Source organism: Pseudomonas sp. Pse79, from assembly GCF_024519615.1.
GTDB classification, from domain to species: Bacteria; Pseudomonadota; Gammaproteobacteria; order Pseudomonadales; family Pseudomonadaceae; genus Aquipseudomonas; species Aquipseudomonas veronii.
On sequence record NZ_JALJRR010000022.1, the window covers coordinates 33,250 to 49,027 of the forward strand.

Sequence of the window (15,778 nt, forward strand, 5' to 3'; positions counted from 1 at the left end):
GCCGCGAACGGCGCCCCCATCAGGTACTATCGACCATGAACTATCAGTTGAACTTTGCCGCCGTGTGGCGCGACTTCGACACCTTGCTGGCGGGGCTGTGGCTGGGCCTCGAACTGGCGCTGCTGTCGATCGCCATCGGTTGCGTGATCGGCCTGCTGATGGCGTTTGCCATGCTGTCCAAGCACCGCGCGCTGCGCCTGTTGGCCTCGGTGTATGTGACGGTGGTGCGCAATACGCCGATCCTGGTGCTGATCCTGTTGATCTACTTCGCCTTGCCCAGCCTGGGTATCCGCCTGGACAAGATCCCGTCGTTCATCATCACGCTGTCGCTGTACGCCGGTGCCTACCTGACCGAAGTGTTCCGCGCCGGGCTGCTGAATATTCCCAAGGGCTTGCGCGAAGCCGGGTTGGCCATCGGCCTGGGCGAGTGGCGGATTCGCGCCTATATCACCGTGCCGGTGATGCTGCGCAACGTACTGCCGGCGCTGTCGAACAACTTCATTTCGCTGTTCAAGGACACCTCGCTGGCCGCCGCGATCGCGGTGCCGGAGCTGACCTATTACGCCCGCAAGATCAACGTCGAAAGCTACCGGGTGATTGAAACCTGGCTGGTCACGACCGCGCTCTACGTGGCCGCCTGTTACCTGATCGCCATGCTGCTCCGTTACTTGGAACAGCGTCTGGCGATCCGTCGTTAGAAGAGGCTCGCATGTACCAATCCCCCAGCTGGCTGCATGAGTTGTGGATCGCCCGGGACACCCTCTGGGCCGGGTTCCAGGCCAGCGTCTATGTCTCGGCGCTGGCGATTATCTTCGGCACCCTGATCGGCATCGTCGCCGGGTTGATCCTGACCTACGGCAGATTCTGGATGCGCCTGCCGTTTCGCCTGTATGTCGACCTGATCCGTGGCACGCCGGTGTTTGTGCTGGTGCTGGCATGTTTCTACATGCTGCCGGCGCTCGGTTGGCAGATCAGCGCGTTCCAGGCCGGTGCGGTCGGGCTCACACTGTTCTGCGGCTCCCACGTCGCGGAGATCGTGCGCGGCGCGCTGCAAGCCATTCCCCGCGGGCAAATGGAAGCGGGCAAGGCGATTGGCCTGACGTTCCACCAGTCCCTGGGCTACGTGCTGTTGCCCCAGGCGCTGCGGCAGATTTTGCCGACCTGGGTCAATTCCTCCACGGAAATCGTCAAGGCCTCGACCCTGCTGTCGGTGATCGGTGTCGCCGAGTTGCTGCTCAGTACCCAGCAGGTGATCGCGCGCACTTTCATGACCCTGGAGTTCTACCTGTTCGCGGGTTTTCTGTTTTTTGTCATCAACTACGCCATCGAGTTATTCGGGCGCTACATTGAAAAGCGGGTGGCCTTGCCATGAACCAACCTCAAACGACCCAACCGCTGCTGGACATTCGCGGCCTGCGCAAACAATACGGCACGGTGGAAGTGCTCAAGGGCGTCGACCTGTCCATGCAGCGCGGCAACGTGGTGACGTTGATCGGCTCCAGCGGCTCGGGCAAGACCACGCTGCTGCGCTGCGTCAACCTGCTCGAAGAGTTCCAGGGCGGTCAGATCAGCCTGGATGGCGAGTCCATTGGCTACAGCGACATCGCCGGCAAGCGCGTGCGCCACCCGGAGCGGGTGATCGCCCAGCACCGCGCCATGACCGGCATGGCCTTCCAGCAGTTCAACCTGTTCCCGCACCTGACGGCGCTGCAGAACGTCACCCTGGGCTTGTTGAAAGTTAAGAAAATGCCTAAGGACGAAGCCGTGGCCTTGGCGGAAAAATGGTTGGACCGTGTAGGGCTCCTGGAACGCCGCAATCACTTCCCCGGCCAGTTGTCCGGCGGCCAGCAACAGCGCGTGGCCATCGCCCGTGCGATTGCGATGAACCCCAGCCTGATGCTGTTCGACGAAGTCACCTCGGCCCTCGACCCGGAACTGGTGGGCGAAGTGCTCAGCGTGATCAAGGGCCTGGCGGAAGAAGGCATGACCATGTTGCTGGTGACCCATGAGATGCGCTTTGCCTACGAAGTCTCGGACAAAATCGTCTTCATGAATCAGGGGCGCATTGAAGAACAGGGCTCGGCGAAGGACATCTTCGAACGCCCGCAGTCGCCGCGCCTGGCGGAATTCCTGAAGAACATTCGTTTTTAACTGTCAGTCAAGGAGCACTATTTATGAGCATTACTCGTTACGGCACCGGCAGCACCGCCGGCGGCGGCCAGCCTCGGCCTTTCGCCCGCGCGGTGGAAGCGGACGGCTGGCTCTACGTCTCGGGCCAGGTGCCAGCGGTGGACGGTGAAATCATCAGCGGCGGTATCGTCGAGCAAACCCGCCAGACGATGCGCAACGTGGTGGCGATTCTCGAAGAGGCTGGCTACGCCTTGAACGACGTGGTGCGCGTCGGCGTGTGGCTGGAAGACCCACGGGATTTCTGGAGCTTCAACAAGGTCTTCGGCGAATACTTCAGCCCCGAACACGCCCCGGCACGTGCCTGCGTGCAGGCCAACATGATGGTGGATTGCAAGGTCGAGATCGATTGCGTGGCCTACAAGAAAAAGGGCTAAATGCCCCACTCTCAAGACCACATCAAATCCAATGTGGGAGGGGGCTTGCCCCCGATAGCGGTGTATCAGCAACAGATGTATCTACTGGCACACCGCCATCGGGGGCAAGCCCCCTCCCACAAGGGATCACTGTGCAGCACATACCTTTCAGCGGACCGAAACTTCCATGACCGAAGACACCATCAAACGCCGCGCCAAAGGCCTGGACCGTGCATTCGACATCCTCGATTTCCTCAAGGAAGTCGGCCAGCCCCTGCGCCCGAATGATATCGCCAGCGGCATCGGCAGCCCCAAGTCCACGGTCTACGAGTTGGTCGCCTCCTTACTGGAACGCCGCATCCTGGAAACCGTGGGCAAGGACGGGCACGTCTACCTCGGCCGTCAGCTGTACTTCCTCGGCCAGGCGCACCTGCGCCATTTCGACCTGACCCGCGAGGCCGACCACGCCTTGCAGGCAATCGTCAGCCAGACCCACGAAACCGCGCAGATGTGCCTGCTCAACGGGCGCAAATACACGGTGGCGCTGATGCGTGAAGGCGAGCGGCATTTCCGGATTTCCTCGGACATCGGCGAAAACGCACCGATCCCGTGGACCGCGTCCGGGCGCCTGTTGCTGGGGCATTTGAGCGACCAGCAGATCGTCGACCTGATCGACCCCGACGATTTCATCCTGCCGGACGGCCAGCGCTTGCCGCTGGAGACCTTCCTCGCACAGATCCGTCAGGCCAGCGTCGATGGCTTCTTTTCCTTCGACAGCGTGGCCGACACCTTTACCCATTGCTTTGCCGCCCCGGTCCGGGACGCGCAGGGCGTCAGCATTGCGACCCTGTGCATCGTCGCGCCCCGCGCCGATGCCAGTAAAAACTACAACGACTACCGCCGGGTGTTGATCGAAAGCGCCAACAACCTGGCCCGTCGCATCAACGAATAGGAGCAGTTCATGCCTGCCATCAACGCCGTTGCAAAGGGCGCCGCCGCTGTCGGCGCCCATCTGGTCCGTGACGTCAGCCTGCCGGCCCTGGTGCTGCACCGCGACGCCCTCGAACACAACATCCGCTGGATGCAGGCCTTTGTCAGCAACAGCGGCGCCGAGCTTGCGCCCCATGGCAAAACCAGCATGATGCCGGCCCTGTTCCAGCGCCAGATCGCCGCTGGTGCCTGGGGCATCACCCTGGCCAGCGCGGTACAGACCCGCGCCGCCTATGCCGGCGGTGTGCGCCGTGTGTTGATGGCCAACCAACTGGTGGGCGCGCCGAACATGGCGTTGATCGCCGACTTGCTGGCCGACGCAGACTTCGACTTCCACTGCCTGGTCGACCACCCGGACAACGTCGCCGACCTGGGCCTGTTCTTCGCCGCCCGTGGCCTGCGTTTGAACGTGATGATCGAGTACGGCGTGGTCGGCGGCCGTTGCGGTTGCCGCAGCGAGCAAGAGGTGCGCGACCTGGCCACGGCGATCAAGGCCCAGCCGGCGCTGGCCCTGACCGGTATCGAAGGCTACGAAGGCGTGATCCACGGCGAACACGCCATCACTGGCATCCGCGACTTCGCCGCGAGCCTGGTGCGCCTGGCGGTGGACCTGCAGAACAACGGCTCGTTCGACCTGGCCAAGCCCATCGTCACCGCGTCGGGGTCGGCCTGGTATGACCTGATCGCCGAGTCCTTCGAGGCGCAAAACGCCGCCGGGCGTTTCCTCAGCGTGCTGCGTCCCGGCAGCTACGTGGCCCATGACCATGGCATCTACAAAGATGCGCAATGCTGCGTGCTCGACCGGCGCAGCGACCTCAGCGAAGGCCTGCGCCCGGCGTTGGAAGTCTGGGCCCACGTGCAATCGTTGCCTGAGCCTGGCTTCGCGGTGGTCGCCCTGGGCAAGCGCGATGTGGCCTACGACGCCGGTTTGCCGGTGCCGCTCAAGCGCTACAAGGCTGGGATCGTGCCGGCGCAAGGCGATGATGTGAGCGCGTGCAAGGTCACGGCGGTGATGGACCAGCATGCGTTCATGAGCGTCGCGCCGGGGGTTGAGCTGCGCATCGGCGACATTATTTCCTTCGGCACTTCCCACCCGTGCCTGACGTTCGACAAGTGGCAGGTCGGTTGCCTGGTGGATGAGCAACTGCAGGTGATCGAGTCACTGCATACCTGCTTCTAGACCGCGTCGCCTCCATCGCGGGCAAACCCGCTGCGCCCTTTGGATGTGTGAACACATTCAAAGGTAGGAGCGGGCTCGCCCGCGAAGGGGCCATCAGCCGCACCGGAGACAACAGGCATGAACACCACACCCCGCATCGCCCTCATCGGCGAATGCATGATCGAACTGCAACACCGCGCCGACGGCAGCCTGCACCAGAGCTTCGGCGGCGACACCCTGAACGCCGCGGTGTACCTGCGCCGCGAGTTGGGGGCGCTCGGCCACGTCGACTACGTCACCGCCCTGGGCGATGACAGCTTCAGCGACGCCATGTGCCAACAGTGGACCGACGAAGGCCTGGGCCTGAGCATGGTCCAGCGCCTGCCCGGGCGGTTGCCGGGGTTGTACTGCATCCAGACCGACGCCAACGGCGAGCGCAAATTCCTCTACTGGCGCAACGAAGCGGCCGTGCGCGACTGCTTCACCACGCCCGCCGCAGCACCGATCCTGGCAGCGTTGCCGGGCTATGACGTGGTGTATTTCAGCGGCATCACCCTGGCGGTGCTCGGTGAAGTCGGGCGCGAGCGCTTGTTGCAGGCCTTGATCGAAACCCGTCGGCGCGGCGGCCGGGTGGTGTTCGACAACAACTACCGGCCGCGTTTGTGGGCGAGTGTCGAGGCGGCGCGTGCGGCCTATCACAAAGTGTTGGCCGAGGTGGATATGGCCTTGCTGACCGAGGATGACGAGCGCGCGTTGTTTGGTCATGCCGACAGCGAGCAGGTGTTCGCAGCGTATCCGGCAGTCGCGGAAGTCGTGCTCAAGCGCGGCGCCGAGGACTGTTTGCTCCGTTGCGCAGGCCAGCGTTTTGCGGTGCCGGCGTTGCCGGTCGAGACGGTGGTGGACACCACGGCGGCGGGGGACTCGTTCAGCGCGGCGTACCTGGCCAGTCGGCTCAAGGGCGGCTCGCCGCAAGAGGCGGCCTTGGCCGGGCATCGGTTGGCGAGCCGGGTGATCCAGGTGCCGGGGGCGTTGATTCCTAGATAGGGGGTGAATGGCCGCCTGCGGCGGATCGGGGGCAAGCCCCCTCCCACAGTTGACCGCATTGCGCTCACTGTGGGAGGGGGCTTGCCCCCGATAGCGCCCTAAAGCCAACCCCTCAATCCCGATAAAACACCTGCACCAAGTGATACCCAAACTTGCTCTTGACCGGCCCATGCACCACCCGCAGCGGCTTCTTGAAGATCACCGCATCAATCGCGCCGACCATCTGCCCCGGCCGGATCTCGCCCAGATCGCCGCCGCGCTTGCCGGACGGGCAGGTGGAGTACTTCTTGGCCAGCACATCGAACGCTTCACCCTTGGCGATGCGCTGCTTGAGCTGTTCGGCTTCTTCACTGGTTTTCACCAGGATATGGCGGGCTTGGGCTTTCATGGTTCTCTACCGGGGTGTGCGACGGCGCGCGATTATGCCTGAACTGGATCGTCGACGCTGATCATGCTGCGGATTTTGGTGGCGAGCACGTCGATGGAAAACGGCTTGGCCACCATGTCCATGCCGTCTTCCAGAAAGCCTTGGCGTTCGGCGGCTTTTTCCGCATAACCGGTCATGAACAGGATGCGCAGGCCCGGGCGGTGCTGACGGGCGATTTCCGCCAGTTGCCGGCCGTTCATGCCCGGCAGACCGACGTCGGTCACCAGCAAATCCACGCGCAAGTCCGATTCCAGCAGCGGCAAGGCCGTGCGTGCATCCGCGGCCTGGTGCGCGGTGTAGCCCAGTTCATCGAGGACATTGACCACCAGCATGCGGACCGCCGGGTCGTCCTCGACCACCACCACAGCCTCTCCGGCCAGGGCCACGGGCGCGGCCTCACTGAGGCTGGCCGGCAAGCTGCTTGCCAGGGAAGTGCCGTGCAGGCGCGGCAGATACAAGCGCACGCAGGTGCCCTGGCCCGGTTCGCTGTGGAGGGTCACATGGCCGCCGGATTGCTGGGCGAAGCCATAGATCATCGACAGCCCCAGGCCGGTGCCCTGGCCGATGGGCTTGGTGGTGAAAAACGGATCGAAGGCTTTGGCCAGGATTTTCGGCGCCATGCCGGTGCCGTTGTCGCGCACGCCGAGCATCACGTAATCACCGGCCTTGACCGGTTCCGGGGTGGTGATGTCGGTGCCGTCGAGGTAGCTGTTGGCGGTTTCGATCAGCAGTTCGCCGCCATCGGGCATGGCATCCCGCGCGTTGATCACCAGGTTGAGCAGGGCGTTCTCCAACTGGCTGGCGTCGCTGTTCACCGGCCAGATATCGTGGCCCAGTTGCACCTTGAGCGTGATGTGCGCGCCCTTGGTGCGCTGGAACAAGTCTTCCAGCGAGGCCACCAACTGGTTCGGGTCGAGCGGGCGACGGTCCAGTGACTGACGCCGCGAGAACGCCAGCAGGCGGTGGGTGAGGGCGGCGGCGCGATGGGCGGAGGCCACGGCGGCGTCGGCAAAGCGGCCGATGTCGTCGCTGCGCCCGGCGGCGATGTAGCGTTGCATCAGGTCCAGGCTGCCGATGATGCCGGTGAGCATATTGTTGAAGTCATGGGCGATGCCGCCGGTGAGTTGGCCCACCGCTTCCATCTTCTGCGCGTGGCGCAGGGCGTCTTCGGCGCGTTCGCGTTCGACCATCTCGTTTTGCAGGCGCTGGTTGGCCTCGGCCAGTGCCAGGGTGCGCTGGGCCACACGCTCTTCGAGGTTTTCGTTGAGGTGGCGCAGGCGTTGCTCGGTGCTTTGCTGGGCTTTGAGGCTGGCTTCGGAGCGCTGTTGCAGTTCCTGGGTGAACTGGCGGCGCTCGTTGGTTTCGATGGCGGTGACGAGGATGCCGGCGACGCTGCCGCGTTCATCGCGGATCGGGCTGTAGGTCAGGTCGAGCCAGATCTCGGTGTCGCGCTGGTTGCGTTGCAGCACAAAGCGCTGCTCGCTGAAGGCGCGCACCTGGCCGCTGAAGACCGCGTCATAGACCGGCGCGGTGAAACTGTGCAATTCCGGCCAGGTCTGGTGCGCCGGCTGGCCCATCGCGTCGGGGTGCTTGTTGCCCGCCAGCAGGGCGAAGGCGTCGTTGTAGAGTTGGATGAGTTCGCGGCCCCACAACAGCTGCATCGGCATCGGCGAGTGGACGACGATATCCACGGCGGTACGCAGGCTTTGCGGCCAATCATTGGCCTCACCGAGGGGGTTTTTGGCCCAGTCCAGCCGCGCAATCAATGCGGCGGCTTCGCTACCGGTGGATGTTTCCTTCATAAAAAGCCCTGAGCGTAACGCTTTGAAAAATGACAACAGCGATTATCCGGTGGGATAACGGTGGGTGACTACCCCCGAAAAATAGCATGCATTGGGCTTTTTTCTGCAAATGAGTGCGTTTTCGCTGAAACCTTTCATCTTAAAGCGCCAGCTCAGGTCGGTCGCGAAACTGTGCCAGGGCCTCCGGGTTGGCCAGCGCGTCGGTGTTTTTCACCGGTTCGCCGTGTACCACATTGCGCACCGCCAGTTCGACGATCTTACCGCTGATGGTGCGCGGGATATCGCTGACAGCGAGGATCTTCGCCGGTACATGGCGTGGTGTGGTATTGGCGCGGATCACCTGGCGGATCTGCTGTTCGAGGGCGTCATCCAGCTCGACGCCATCGTCGAGTCGCACGAACAGCACGACTCGCACATCGTCTTGCCAGCGTTGGCCAATGGCCAGGCTTTCCAGCACCTGCGGGACTTTTTCCACCTGCCGATAGATCTCGGCGGTGCCGATCCGCACGCCGCCAGGGTTGAGCACCGCGTCGGAACGCCCGTGAATCAGCAGGCTGCCGTTGGGCCGCTGTTCGGCGTAGTCGCCCTGGGCCCACACGCCGGGGAATTGGCTGAAATAGGAGGCGCGCAGTTTTTTCTGCTGCGGGTCGTTCCACAGGCCGATGGGCATGGCGGGGAAGTGCCGGGTACACACCAGTTCGCCTTTTTCACCGAGCAACGGCCGCCCCTGGTCGTCCCACACCTCGATGGCCATCGCCAGGCTCTTGCATTGCATTTCGCCGCGGCGTACCGGCAGCACCGGGTTGCCGATGACGAAGCAGGAGACGATATCGGTGCCGCCAGACATCGATGACAGGCACACCTCGGCCTTGATCTCGCGGTACACGTAGTCGTAGCTCTGCGGCGACAGCGGCGAGCCAGTCGAAATCAGGCCCTTGAGGCTGCTCAGGTCATGGCTCAGGCGCGGCTGCAGGCCGGCTTTTTCCAGGGTGGCGAGGAACTTGGGGCTGGTGCCGAACACGCTGATCCGTTCCGCGTCGATCAGGTCGATCAAGCGCTCGGGGCCTGGGTGAAACGGCGAGCCGTCGTACAGCACGGCGGTGGCGCCGAGCGCGAGTACCGAAACCAGCCAGTTCCACATCATCCAGCCGCAGGTGGTGTAGTAGAACAGGCAATCCTCGCGGGACAGGTCCGCATGCAGGCCGTGCTCCTTGAGGTGGGTGAGCAGCACGCCGCCGGTGCCGTGGATGATGCATTTGGGCACGCCGGTGGTGCCGCTGGAATAGAGGATATACAGCGGATGGTCGAACGGCACCGCGACGAACTCAGGCGTGCCGCCGGGTTGGTAGAAGTCACTCCACAGCGCGACATTGGCGTCGCTCCGATAGTCCTCGACCCGCGCCTGGGGCCGGGCATACGGCACGACGATCAGGTGCTGCAGGGACGGCAGGCGTTCGAGGATCTCGTTGAGCTTGGCGCTCTGGTCGATGGTTTTGCCGGCGTAGCGGTAACCGGCGCAGGCGATCAGCACCTTGGGCTCGATCTGGCCGAAACGGTCGATCACGCCTTGGGTGCCGAAGTCCGGCGATGAGCACGACCAGATCGCGCCCAGGCTGGTGGTGGCCAGCATGCCGACCAGGGTTTGCCAGGTGTTGGGCATGCACGCGGCAACCCGATCGCCCAGCCCGACCCCGGCCGCCCGCAGGCTGCGTTGCAGGCCGGCGACGTGGGCGGCCAGTTCGGCGTAGCTCAGTTGCTCGCGCTGGCCGTCTTCGCTGATGGCGACCACGGCAGGGTGAGCGTCGCGACGGCGCAGCAGGTGCTCGGCAAAGTTCAGGGTTGCGCCGGGGAACCACTCGGCGCTGGGCATCGCGGCGCCTTCGATCAATACCGCGCTGGGCGGGCTGCGAAACTGCACGTCGAAAAACGCCACGATCGCCTGCCAGAAGTCGGGGCGCTGGTCGATGCTCCACTGGTGCAACGCCGGGTAGTCGTCGAGCTGCACGCTGTAGCGCTGATTGATAAAGCGCCGGAACTGGTCCATCCGGGTGTGACGGATGCGTTCGGGGGAGGGTTGCCAGAGGATCTCGGACATAAGCACGTCTCTTATTCTTGTACAGTTCTTCCAAACAGTGGAGTTCGAATGTGGGAGGGGCGGTGCGACGATTCGACTTGCCCCCGATGGCGGAGTATCAGCTAGCACATGCGGTACTGACCCACTGCCATCGGGGGCAAGCCCCCTCCCACATTGGATTTTCTGTGTTTTGTCTATTGGGCCAGCCAACCACCATCGATGTTCCATGCCGCGCCGCGCACCTGGGCACCGGCCTCGCTGCACAAAAACAATACCAGCTCACCCAGTTGCGGCGGGGTGACGAACTCCAGCGACGGCTGCTTCTCTGCCAGTAAATCATGTTGCGCCTGCTGCGGGTCGACGCCGTTGGCCGCGCGATCATCGATCTGCTTCTGCACCAGCGGTGTCAGCACCCAGCCGGGGCAGATCGCGTTGCAGGTCACGTTGCTGGTGGCGGTTTCCAGGCCGACCACCTTGGTCAGGCCGATCACGCCGTGCTTGGCCGCGACGTAGGCGGCCTTGCCCACCGAACCCACCAGGCCATGCACCGAGGCGATATTGACGATGCGCCCCCAGCCCTTGGCCTTCATGCCCGGCAGGCTCAGGCGCGTGCTGTGGAACACCGACGACAGGTTGATCGCGATGATCGCATCCCAGCGCTCCACCGGAAACTCGTCCACCGCCGCCACATGCTGGATGCCGGCGTTGTTGACCAGAATATCCACACCGCCGAATTCGCGCTCGGCGTAGGCGAGCATGTCGGCGATCTGCGCCGGGTCGCTGACGTCCGCCGGGTGATGCCCGACCTTGCCGCCGAACGCCTGTACCTGGGCGATCACCGCGCTGGCGTCGCCGAAGCCGTTGAGGATCAGGTTGGCGCCGGCCTCGGCCAGGCTCAGCGCTATGCCCAGGCCGATACCACTGGTGGAGCCGGTGACCAGGGCGGTCTTGCCGTTCAAATTCGTCATGAAAACCTCACACAATGCCGGTGGCGTAGAAAGTACCGATCACCACGAACACCGCGAGGGTCTTGATGATCGTGATGCCGAAGATGTCCTTGTAGGCTTCGCGGTGGGTCAGCCCGGTGACCGCCAGCAAGGTGATCACCGCGCCGTTGTGGGGCAGGGTGTCCATGCCGCCGCTGGCCATGGCCGCGACCCGGTGCAGCACTTCAAGGGGAATATTCGCCGCATGGGCCGCCGCAATGAAACTCTCGGACATCGCCGCCAGGGCGATGCTCATGCCGCCGGACGCCGAGCCGGTGATACCGGCCAGCAGCGTCACGGTAATCGCTTCGTTGACCAGCGGGTTGGGGATGCCCTTGAGCCAGTCCGCCAGCACCAGAAAGCCCGGCAGCGAGGCGATCACCGCACCGAAGCCGTATTCCGAGGCGGTGTTCATCGCCGCCAGCAGCGCACCGCTGACCGCGCTCTTGCTGCCTTCGGCGAGCTTGCTTTTGATCGCTGACCAGCCGAACACCAGCACCATGACGATGCCCACCAGCAACGCCGCCTGCACCGCCCAGATCGCGGTGAGCTTGGCGATTTCGGTGGTCACCGGCGCGCTCATGCCCGGCAGGCTGAGGCTGTGGGTCTTGCCGTACCACTGCGGGATCCAGTGGGTGAACAGCAGGTTCATCACGCCCACCAGGAGCAGCGGCGACAGCGCGATCCAGGGGTTGGGCAGGCTCAGGTTCTCGGCGGTTTCCGGCTCGTTGCGCAGTTCGGTGCCGTAGCCTTCACCGGCCCGTTGCGCCTTGTTGCGCTGGCGCGCCAGGTAGAGCATGCCGCTGCAGAACACGAAGATCGTGCCGATCAGCCCCAGCCACGGCGCAGCCCAGGCGGTGGTGTTGAAGAACGTGCTGGGGATGATGTTCTGGATCTGCGGCGTGCCGGGCAGCGCGTCCATGGTGAACGAGAACGCGCCGAGGGCGATGGTCGCCGGGATCAGGCGCTTGGGGATGTCGCTCTGGCGGAACATCTCCGCCGCGAACGGGTACACCGCAAACACCACCACGAACAGCGACACGCCGCCGTAGGTGAGCAGGGCGCAGACCAGCACGATCACCAGCATCGCCTGGCGCGTGCCGAGCAAGCGGATTGCGGCCGCCACGATCGAGCGCGAGAAACCCGACAGCTCGATCAGCTTGCCGAACACGGCACCGAGCAGGAACACCGGAAAATACAGTTTGATGAAACCGACCATTTTCTCCATGAACACCCCGGTAAACGCCGGGGCGACCGCGGACGGGTCGGTGAGCAGGACAGCGCCGAGGGCGGCGATGGGGGCAAACAAGATGACGCTGTAGCCACGGTAGGCAGCCAGCATCAGCAGCGCGAGGGCTGCCAAGGCAATGATCACACTCATGGTGTGTCTCCATCAGATTGTTATTTTTGTGGGGTGATGCGTTGGAGGAGGGCTATAGCGAGATGCGTGCCATGTTCATAACCTATTGAAATACATAGATATTATTGTATCCACGAACAAGCTTTTCAGATCTGGTCTCAATTCAGAGACAAAAACACATCAAAGGTGGGAGGGGGCTTGCCCCCGATAGCGGTGGGTCTGTAAAGAATAGGCTGACTGAGGCACTGCCATCGGGGGCAAGCCCTCTCCCACAAGGATTGTCTTTGTTTTGAGAATTTTGTCTCTTTATTGAGATATTGCCAGGCCCAGCGCGACCATTTTCTTGTACAAGGTCGACCTGCCCAGCCCCAAGCGCTGGGCCGCGTCCACCACATTCCCGCCGCAGGCCTTGAGCGCCGCGGTGATCAACTGCCGATCGAAGCGCTCCCGCGCCGCCGCGAACGTCTCGCCTTCGAGCGTTTCCATCGCCTCGCGCGCCACCGGGCTGAACGTGCCGATCGCGGCGCGAATCTCAGCCGCGCCCAACACCCGGTCATCGCTCAACAACGCCGCGCGTTCCAGCACGTTGCGCAGTTCGCGGATATTCCCCGGCCATGCATGCCGCGCCAACAACGCCAGGGCCTCGCGGTCCAGTTCGTGGTGGCTGCGCAGGTCTTCGAGGATCGCTTCGCTCAGCGCCGGAATATCTTCCAGGCGTTCGCGCAACGGCGGCACCTGGATCGGCAGCACATTCAGCCGGTAATACAGGTCGGCGCGAAACTCGCCGCGTTTGATCGCCGCTTCCAGGTCCATGGACGTGGCGGCGATCACCCGCACGTCGCTGTGCCGCATCTCGTTGGAGCCGACCGGTTCGTATTCCTTCTCCTGCAACACCCGCAACAGCTTGCTTTGCAGCGGCAGGGGCATGTCGCCGATTTCATCGAGAAACAGCGTGCCGCCCTGGGCGATCTGCAACTTGCCGGGGCGGCCTTTGCGGTCGGCGCCGGTAAACGCGCCGGGCGCGGTGCCGAAGAACTCGGCTTCGAGCAGGTCATGGGGAATGGCCGCGCTGTTGATGCTGACAAATGCCTTGTGCGCCCGCGTCGAGGCGCCGTGGATCGCCTGGGCCAGCAACTCCTTGCCGGTGCCGGTTTCGCCGAGCAGCAACACCGGCGACTCGGCACTCGCACTGCGCCGTGCGCGGCGTTTGACTTCGAGACTGGTGGCGCTGGTGCCGATAAAGTGCGCAAAGGTGTACTTGCTCTGGCGTGAACGCAGCAGCGAGCGGGTGGACGCCAGTTCTTGCTGCATGCTCAGGTAACGCTCGATCAGCGGCGACAGGTTGCGCAGCTCATCGAACAGCGCAAAGCCGATGGCGCCGATCACCGCGCCGGCGTCGTTGTGGATCGGCAGGCGCATCACCACCAGCGGGCCTTTGGGCGTGTCCTGGATATCCAGCAGGATCGGCTGGTCGTTGCGCACCACCTGGCGCAACAGGCTGTTGGCGATGACCTGTTCGCAGGGTTGGCCGATGGCTTCGTCGGCGCTCTTGAGGCCGAAGCGCTTGGCGTAGCGCTCGTTCATCCACACGATGTTCGCGTCGCGGTCGACAATCACCGTGCCTTCGCTGGACTGCTCGATGATCTCGAACAGCGACTGGATGGCCAGGCCGCGAACCTGTTGGTAGTCCTTGAGGCTGGTACTCATGCGTGCAGAATCCTGTAGGAGCGAGCTTGCTCGCGAAAAACGTTAACGATGACGCGGCCTGCTGGTTGAACGCGGTGTCCTTGCGCTTTTCGCGAGCAAGCTCGCTCCTACAAGGGGATGTGTGCGGCGGCCAGCAGTTCCTGGGTGTACGGGTGTTGCGGCGATTCAAATACATCATGGCTGGCGCCGCGCTCCACCACCTTGCCGTCCTTGATCACGATCATGTCGTGGGCCATGGCGCGCACCACGGCAAGGTCATGGCTGATGAACAGGTAGGTCAGGCCGTACTTGTCCTGCAGCTCGCGCAGCAACGCCACCACTTGCTTCTGCACTGTGCGGTCGAGGGCCGAGGTGGGTTCGTCGAGCAGCATCAGCGCCGGCTTGAGCACCAGCGCGCGGGCGATGGCGATGCGCTGGCGCTGGCCACCGGAAAACTCGTGGGGGTAACGATACCGGCTGGCCGGGTCGAGGCCGACGTCCTTGAGCACCTGGATCACCTGCGCGTCACACTCGGCGAGGCTGCACGGTGCGTGGACTTCCAGGCCTTCGCTGATGATCTGCTGCACCGACATGCGCGGGCTGAGGCTGCCGTAGGGGTCCTGGAACACCACCTGCATCTGCTTGCGCCACGGGCGCATCTGTTTGTGGTTGAGCGCGTCGAGGGCGACGCCCTGGAAGCGGATGCTGCCGGTGGAGTCCAGCAGGCGCAGGATCGCCTGGCCCAGGGTGGATTTACCCGAGCCCGACTCGCCGACGATGCCCAGCGTCTTGCCGCGCTGCACGCTGAGGCTGATGCCGTCCACCGCGCGCAGGTAGGTCTTGCGCTGAAACAGGCCGCCGCCGAGGGGGAATTGCACGCTCAGGTCGTCGACCTGCAACACCGTTTCGCGCGTTTCGCCGCACAGCACCTCGCCCGCCGGTTCAGCGTCGAGCAGCAAGCGGCTGTAGGGGTGTTGTGGCGCGTTGAACAAGGTTTCGCAGTCGGCCTGTTCGACGATCTCGCCGGTATGCATCACACACACGCGCTGCGCCATGCTGCGTACCAGGTTGAGGTCGTGGCTGATCAGCAGCAGCGACATGCCCAGGCGTTGCTGCAAGGATTTGAGCAGCAACAGGATCTTGCGCTGCACGGTCACATCCAACGCGGTGGTGGGCTCGTCGGCGATCAGCAGTTCCGGCTCGCAGGCCAGGGCCATGGCGATCATCACGCGTTGGCGCTGGCCGCCGGAGAGTTGGTGCGGATAGGCCTTGAGCCGTTCCTGGGGGTTCTGGAGGCCGACCAGTTCGAGCAGTTCAATGATGCGCGCCTGTGCTGCTTTGCCGCCCATACCTTTGTGCAACAGCAGGGTTTCGCCGATCTGCTTTTCGATGCTGTGCAGCGGGTTGAGGGAGGTCATCGGCTCCTGGAAGATCATGGCGATGCGGTCGCCACGCAGCTTTTGCAGGGTGGCCGCCGATGCGCCGATCAGCTCTTGGCCGCGATAGCGCACGGAGCCGCTGGTTTGCGTGCCGGCTTCGGGCAGCAGTTGCAGAATCGAAAGGGCCGTCACCGACTTGCCCGAGCCCGACTCGCCGACCAGCGCCAGGCACTCGCCGGGGCGCACATCCAGGCTAAGGTTGCGCACCACGGTCTGGCCGCTGAAGGCGACGCAGAGGTCGCGGATCTCGATCAGGTTGTCGCTCATA

At 63.8% G+C, this 15,778-nt stretch carries 14 protein-coding genes; 7 read left to right on the plus strand and 7 right to left on the minus strand.

What is annotated here, in order from left to right; genetic code table 11:
• The first annotated feature begins 35 nt into the window (after positions 1-35).
• The 7 genes from NR164_RS23335 to NR164_RS23365 all read left to right on the plus strand — a co-directional run bounded on the left by NR164_RS23335 (position 36) and on the right by NR164_RS23365 (position 5,736).
• Entirely contained in the window at positions 36-698 is a 663-nt protein-coding gene (locus NR164_RS23335; protein ID WP_046383111.1) for an amino acid ABC transporter permease, read from the plus strand.
• Positions 699-709: 11 nt separating this feature from the next.
• A complete protein-coding gene (locus NR164_RS23340) occupies positions 710-1,372 on the plus strand; it encodes an amino acid ABC transporter permease (RefSeq protein WP_177033423.1) in 663 nt (220 codons plus the stop codon).
• On the plus strand, positions 1,369-2,151 hold the full coding sequence (locus tag NR164_RS23345) for an amino acid ABC transporter ATP-binding protein (RefSeq protein ID WP_017846650.1): 783 nt from the start codon (positions 1,369-1,371) through the stop codon (positions 2,149-2,151). The genes NR164_RS23340 and NR164_RS23345 overlap by 4 nt, the downstream gene beginning before the upstream one ends.
• 23 nt (positions 2,152-2,174) lie before the next feature.
• On the plus strand, positions 2,175-2,564 hold the full coding sequence (locus tag NR164_RS23350) for a RidA family protein (protein WP_017846649.1): 390 nt from the start codon (positions 2,175-2,177) through the stop codon (positions 2,562-2,564).
• A gap of 166 nt (positions 2,565-2,730) precedes the next feature.
• On the plus strand, positions 2,731-3,495 hold the full coding sequence (locus NR164_RS23355; protein ID WP_046385252.1) for an IclR family transcriptional regulator: 765 nt from the start codon (positions 2,731-2,733) through the stop codon (positions 3,493-3,495).
• Between the two features lie 9 nt (positions 3,496-3,504).
• Positions 3,505-4,713, plus strand: a complete 1,209-nt coding sequence (locus tag NR164_RS23360; RefSeq protein ID WP_017846647.1) for an amino acid deaminase — start codon at positions 3,505-3,507, stop codon at positions 4,711-4,713.
• 117 nt (positions 4,714-4,830) lie between these two features.
• A complete protein-coding gene (locus NR164_RS23365) occupies positions 4,831-5,736 on the plus strand; it encodes a sugar kinase (RefSeq protein ID WP_057005438.1) in 906 nt (301 codons plus the stop codon).
• A gap of 112 nt (positions 5,737-5,848) precedes the next feature.
• On the opposite strand, the gene NR164_RS23370 is transcribed toward NR164_RS23365, so the two are convergent.
• From NR164_RS23370 to NR164_RS23400, 7 genes are all read right to left on the minus strand, one after another.
• Complete coding sequence (locus tag NR164_RS23370; protein WP_046383114.1) at positions 5,849-6,124, minus strand: peptidylprolyl isomerase; 276 nt, start codon at positions 6,122-6,124, stop codon at positions 5,849-5,851.
• A 32-nt stretch (positions 6,125-6,156) separates the two neighbouring features.
• Positions 6,157-7,965 (minus strand): ATP-binding protein, encoded by a 1,809-nt coding sequence (locus NR164_RS23375; RefSeq protein ID WP_256823322.1) that lies wholly within the window; start codon positions 7,963-7,965, stop codon positions 6,157-6,159.
• A gap of 139 nt (positions 7,966-8,104) precedes the next feature.
• Positions 8,105-10,060, minus strand: a complete 1,956-nt coding sequence (locus tag NR164_RS23380; RefSeq protein WP_256823323.1) for an acetoacetate--CoA ligase — start codon at positions 10,058-10,060, stop codon at positions 8,105-8,107.
• A gap of 173 nt (positions 10,061-10,233) precedes the next feature.
• Positions 10,234-11,007: a 3-hydroxybutyrate dehydrogenase gene (locus NR164_RS23385; RefSeq protein WP_017846642.1), complete on the minus strand. Its 774-nt coding sequence runs from the start codon at positions 11,005-11,007 to the stop codon at positions 10,234-10,236.
• A gap of 7 nt (positions 11,008-11,014) precedes the next feature.
• Complete coding sequence (locus NR164_RS23390; protein WP_046383116.1) at positions 11,015-12,406, minus strand: GntP family permease; 1,392 nt, start codon at positions 12,404-12,406, stop codon at positions 11,015-11,017.
• Between the two features lie 285 nt (positions 12,407-12,691).
• Positions 12,692-14,092 (minus strand): sigma-54-dependent Fis family transcriptional regulator, encoded by a 1,401-nt coding sequence (locus tag NR164_RS23395; RefSeq protein ID WP_256823324.1) that lies wholly within the window; start codon positions 14,090-14,092, stop codon positions 12,692-12,694.
• Between the two features lie 107 nt (positions 14,093-14,199).
• Positions 14,200-15,777 carry an ABC transporter ATP-binding protein gene (locus NR164_RS23400; RefSeq protein ID WP_046383118.1) on the minus strand — a complete coding sequence of 526 codons (1,578 nt, stop codon included), beginning with the start codon at positions 15,775-15,777 and terminating at the stop codon, positions 14,200-14,202.
• Position 15,778: the final 1 nt, after the last annotated feature.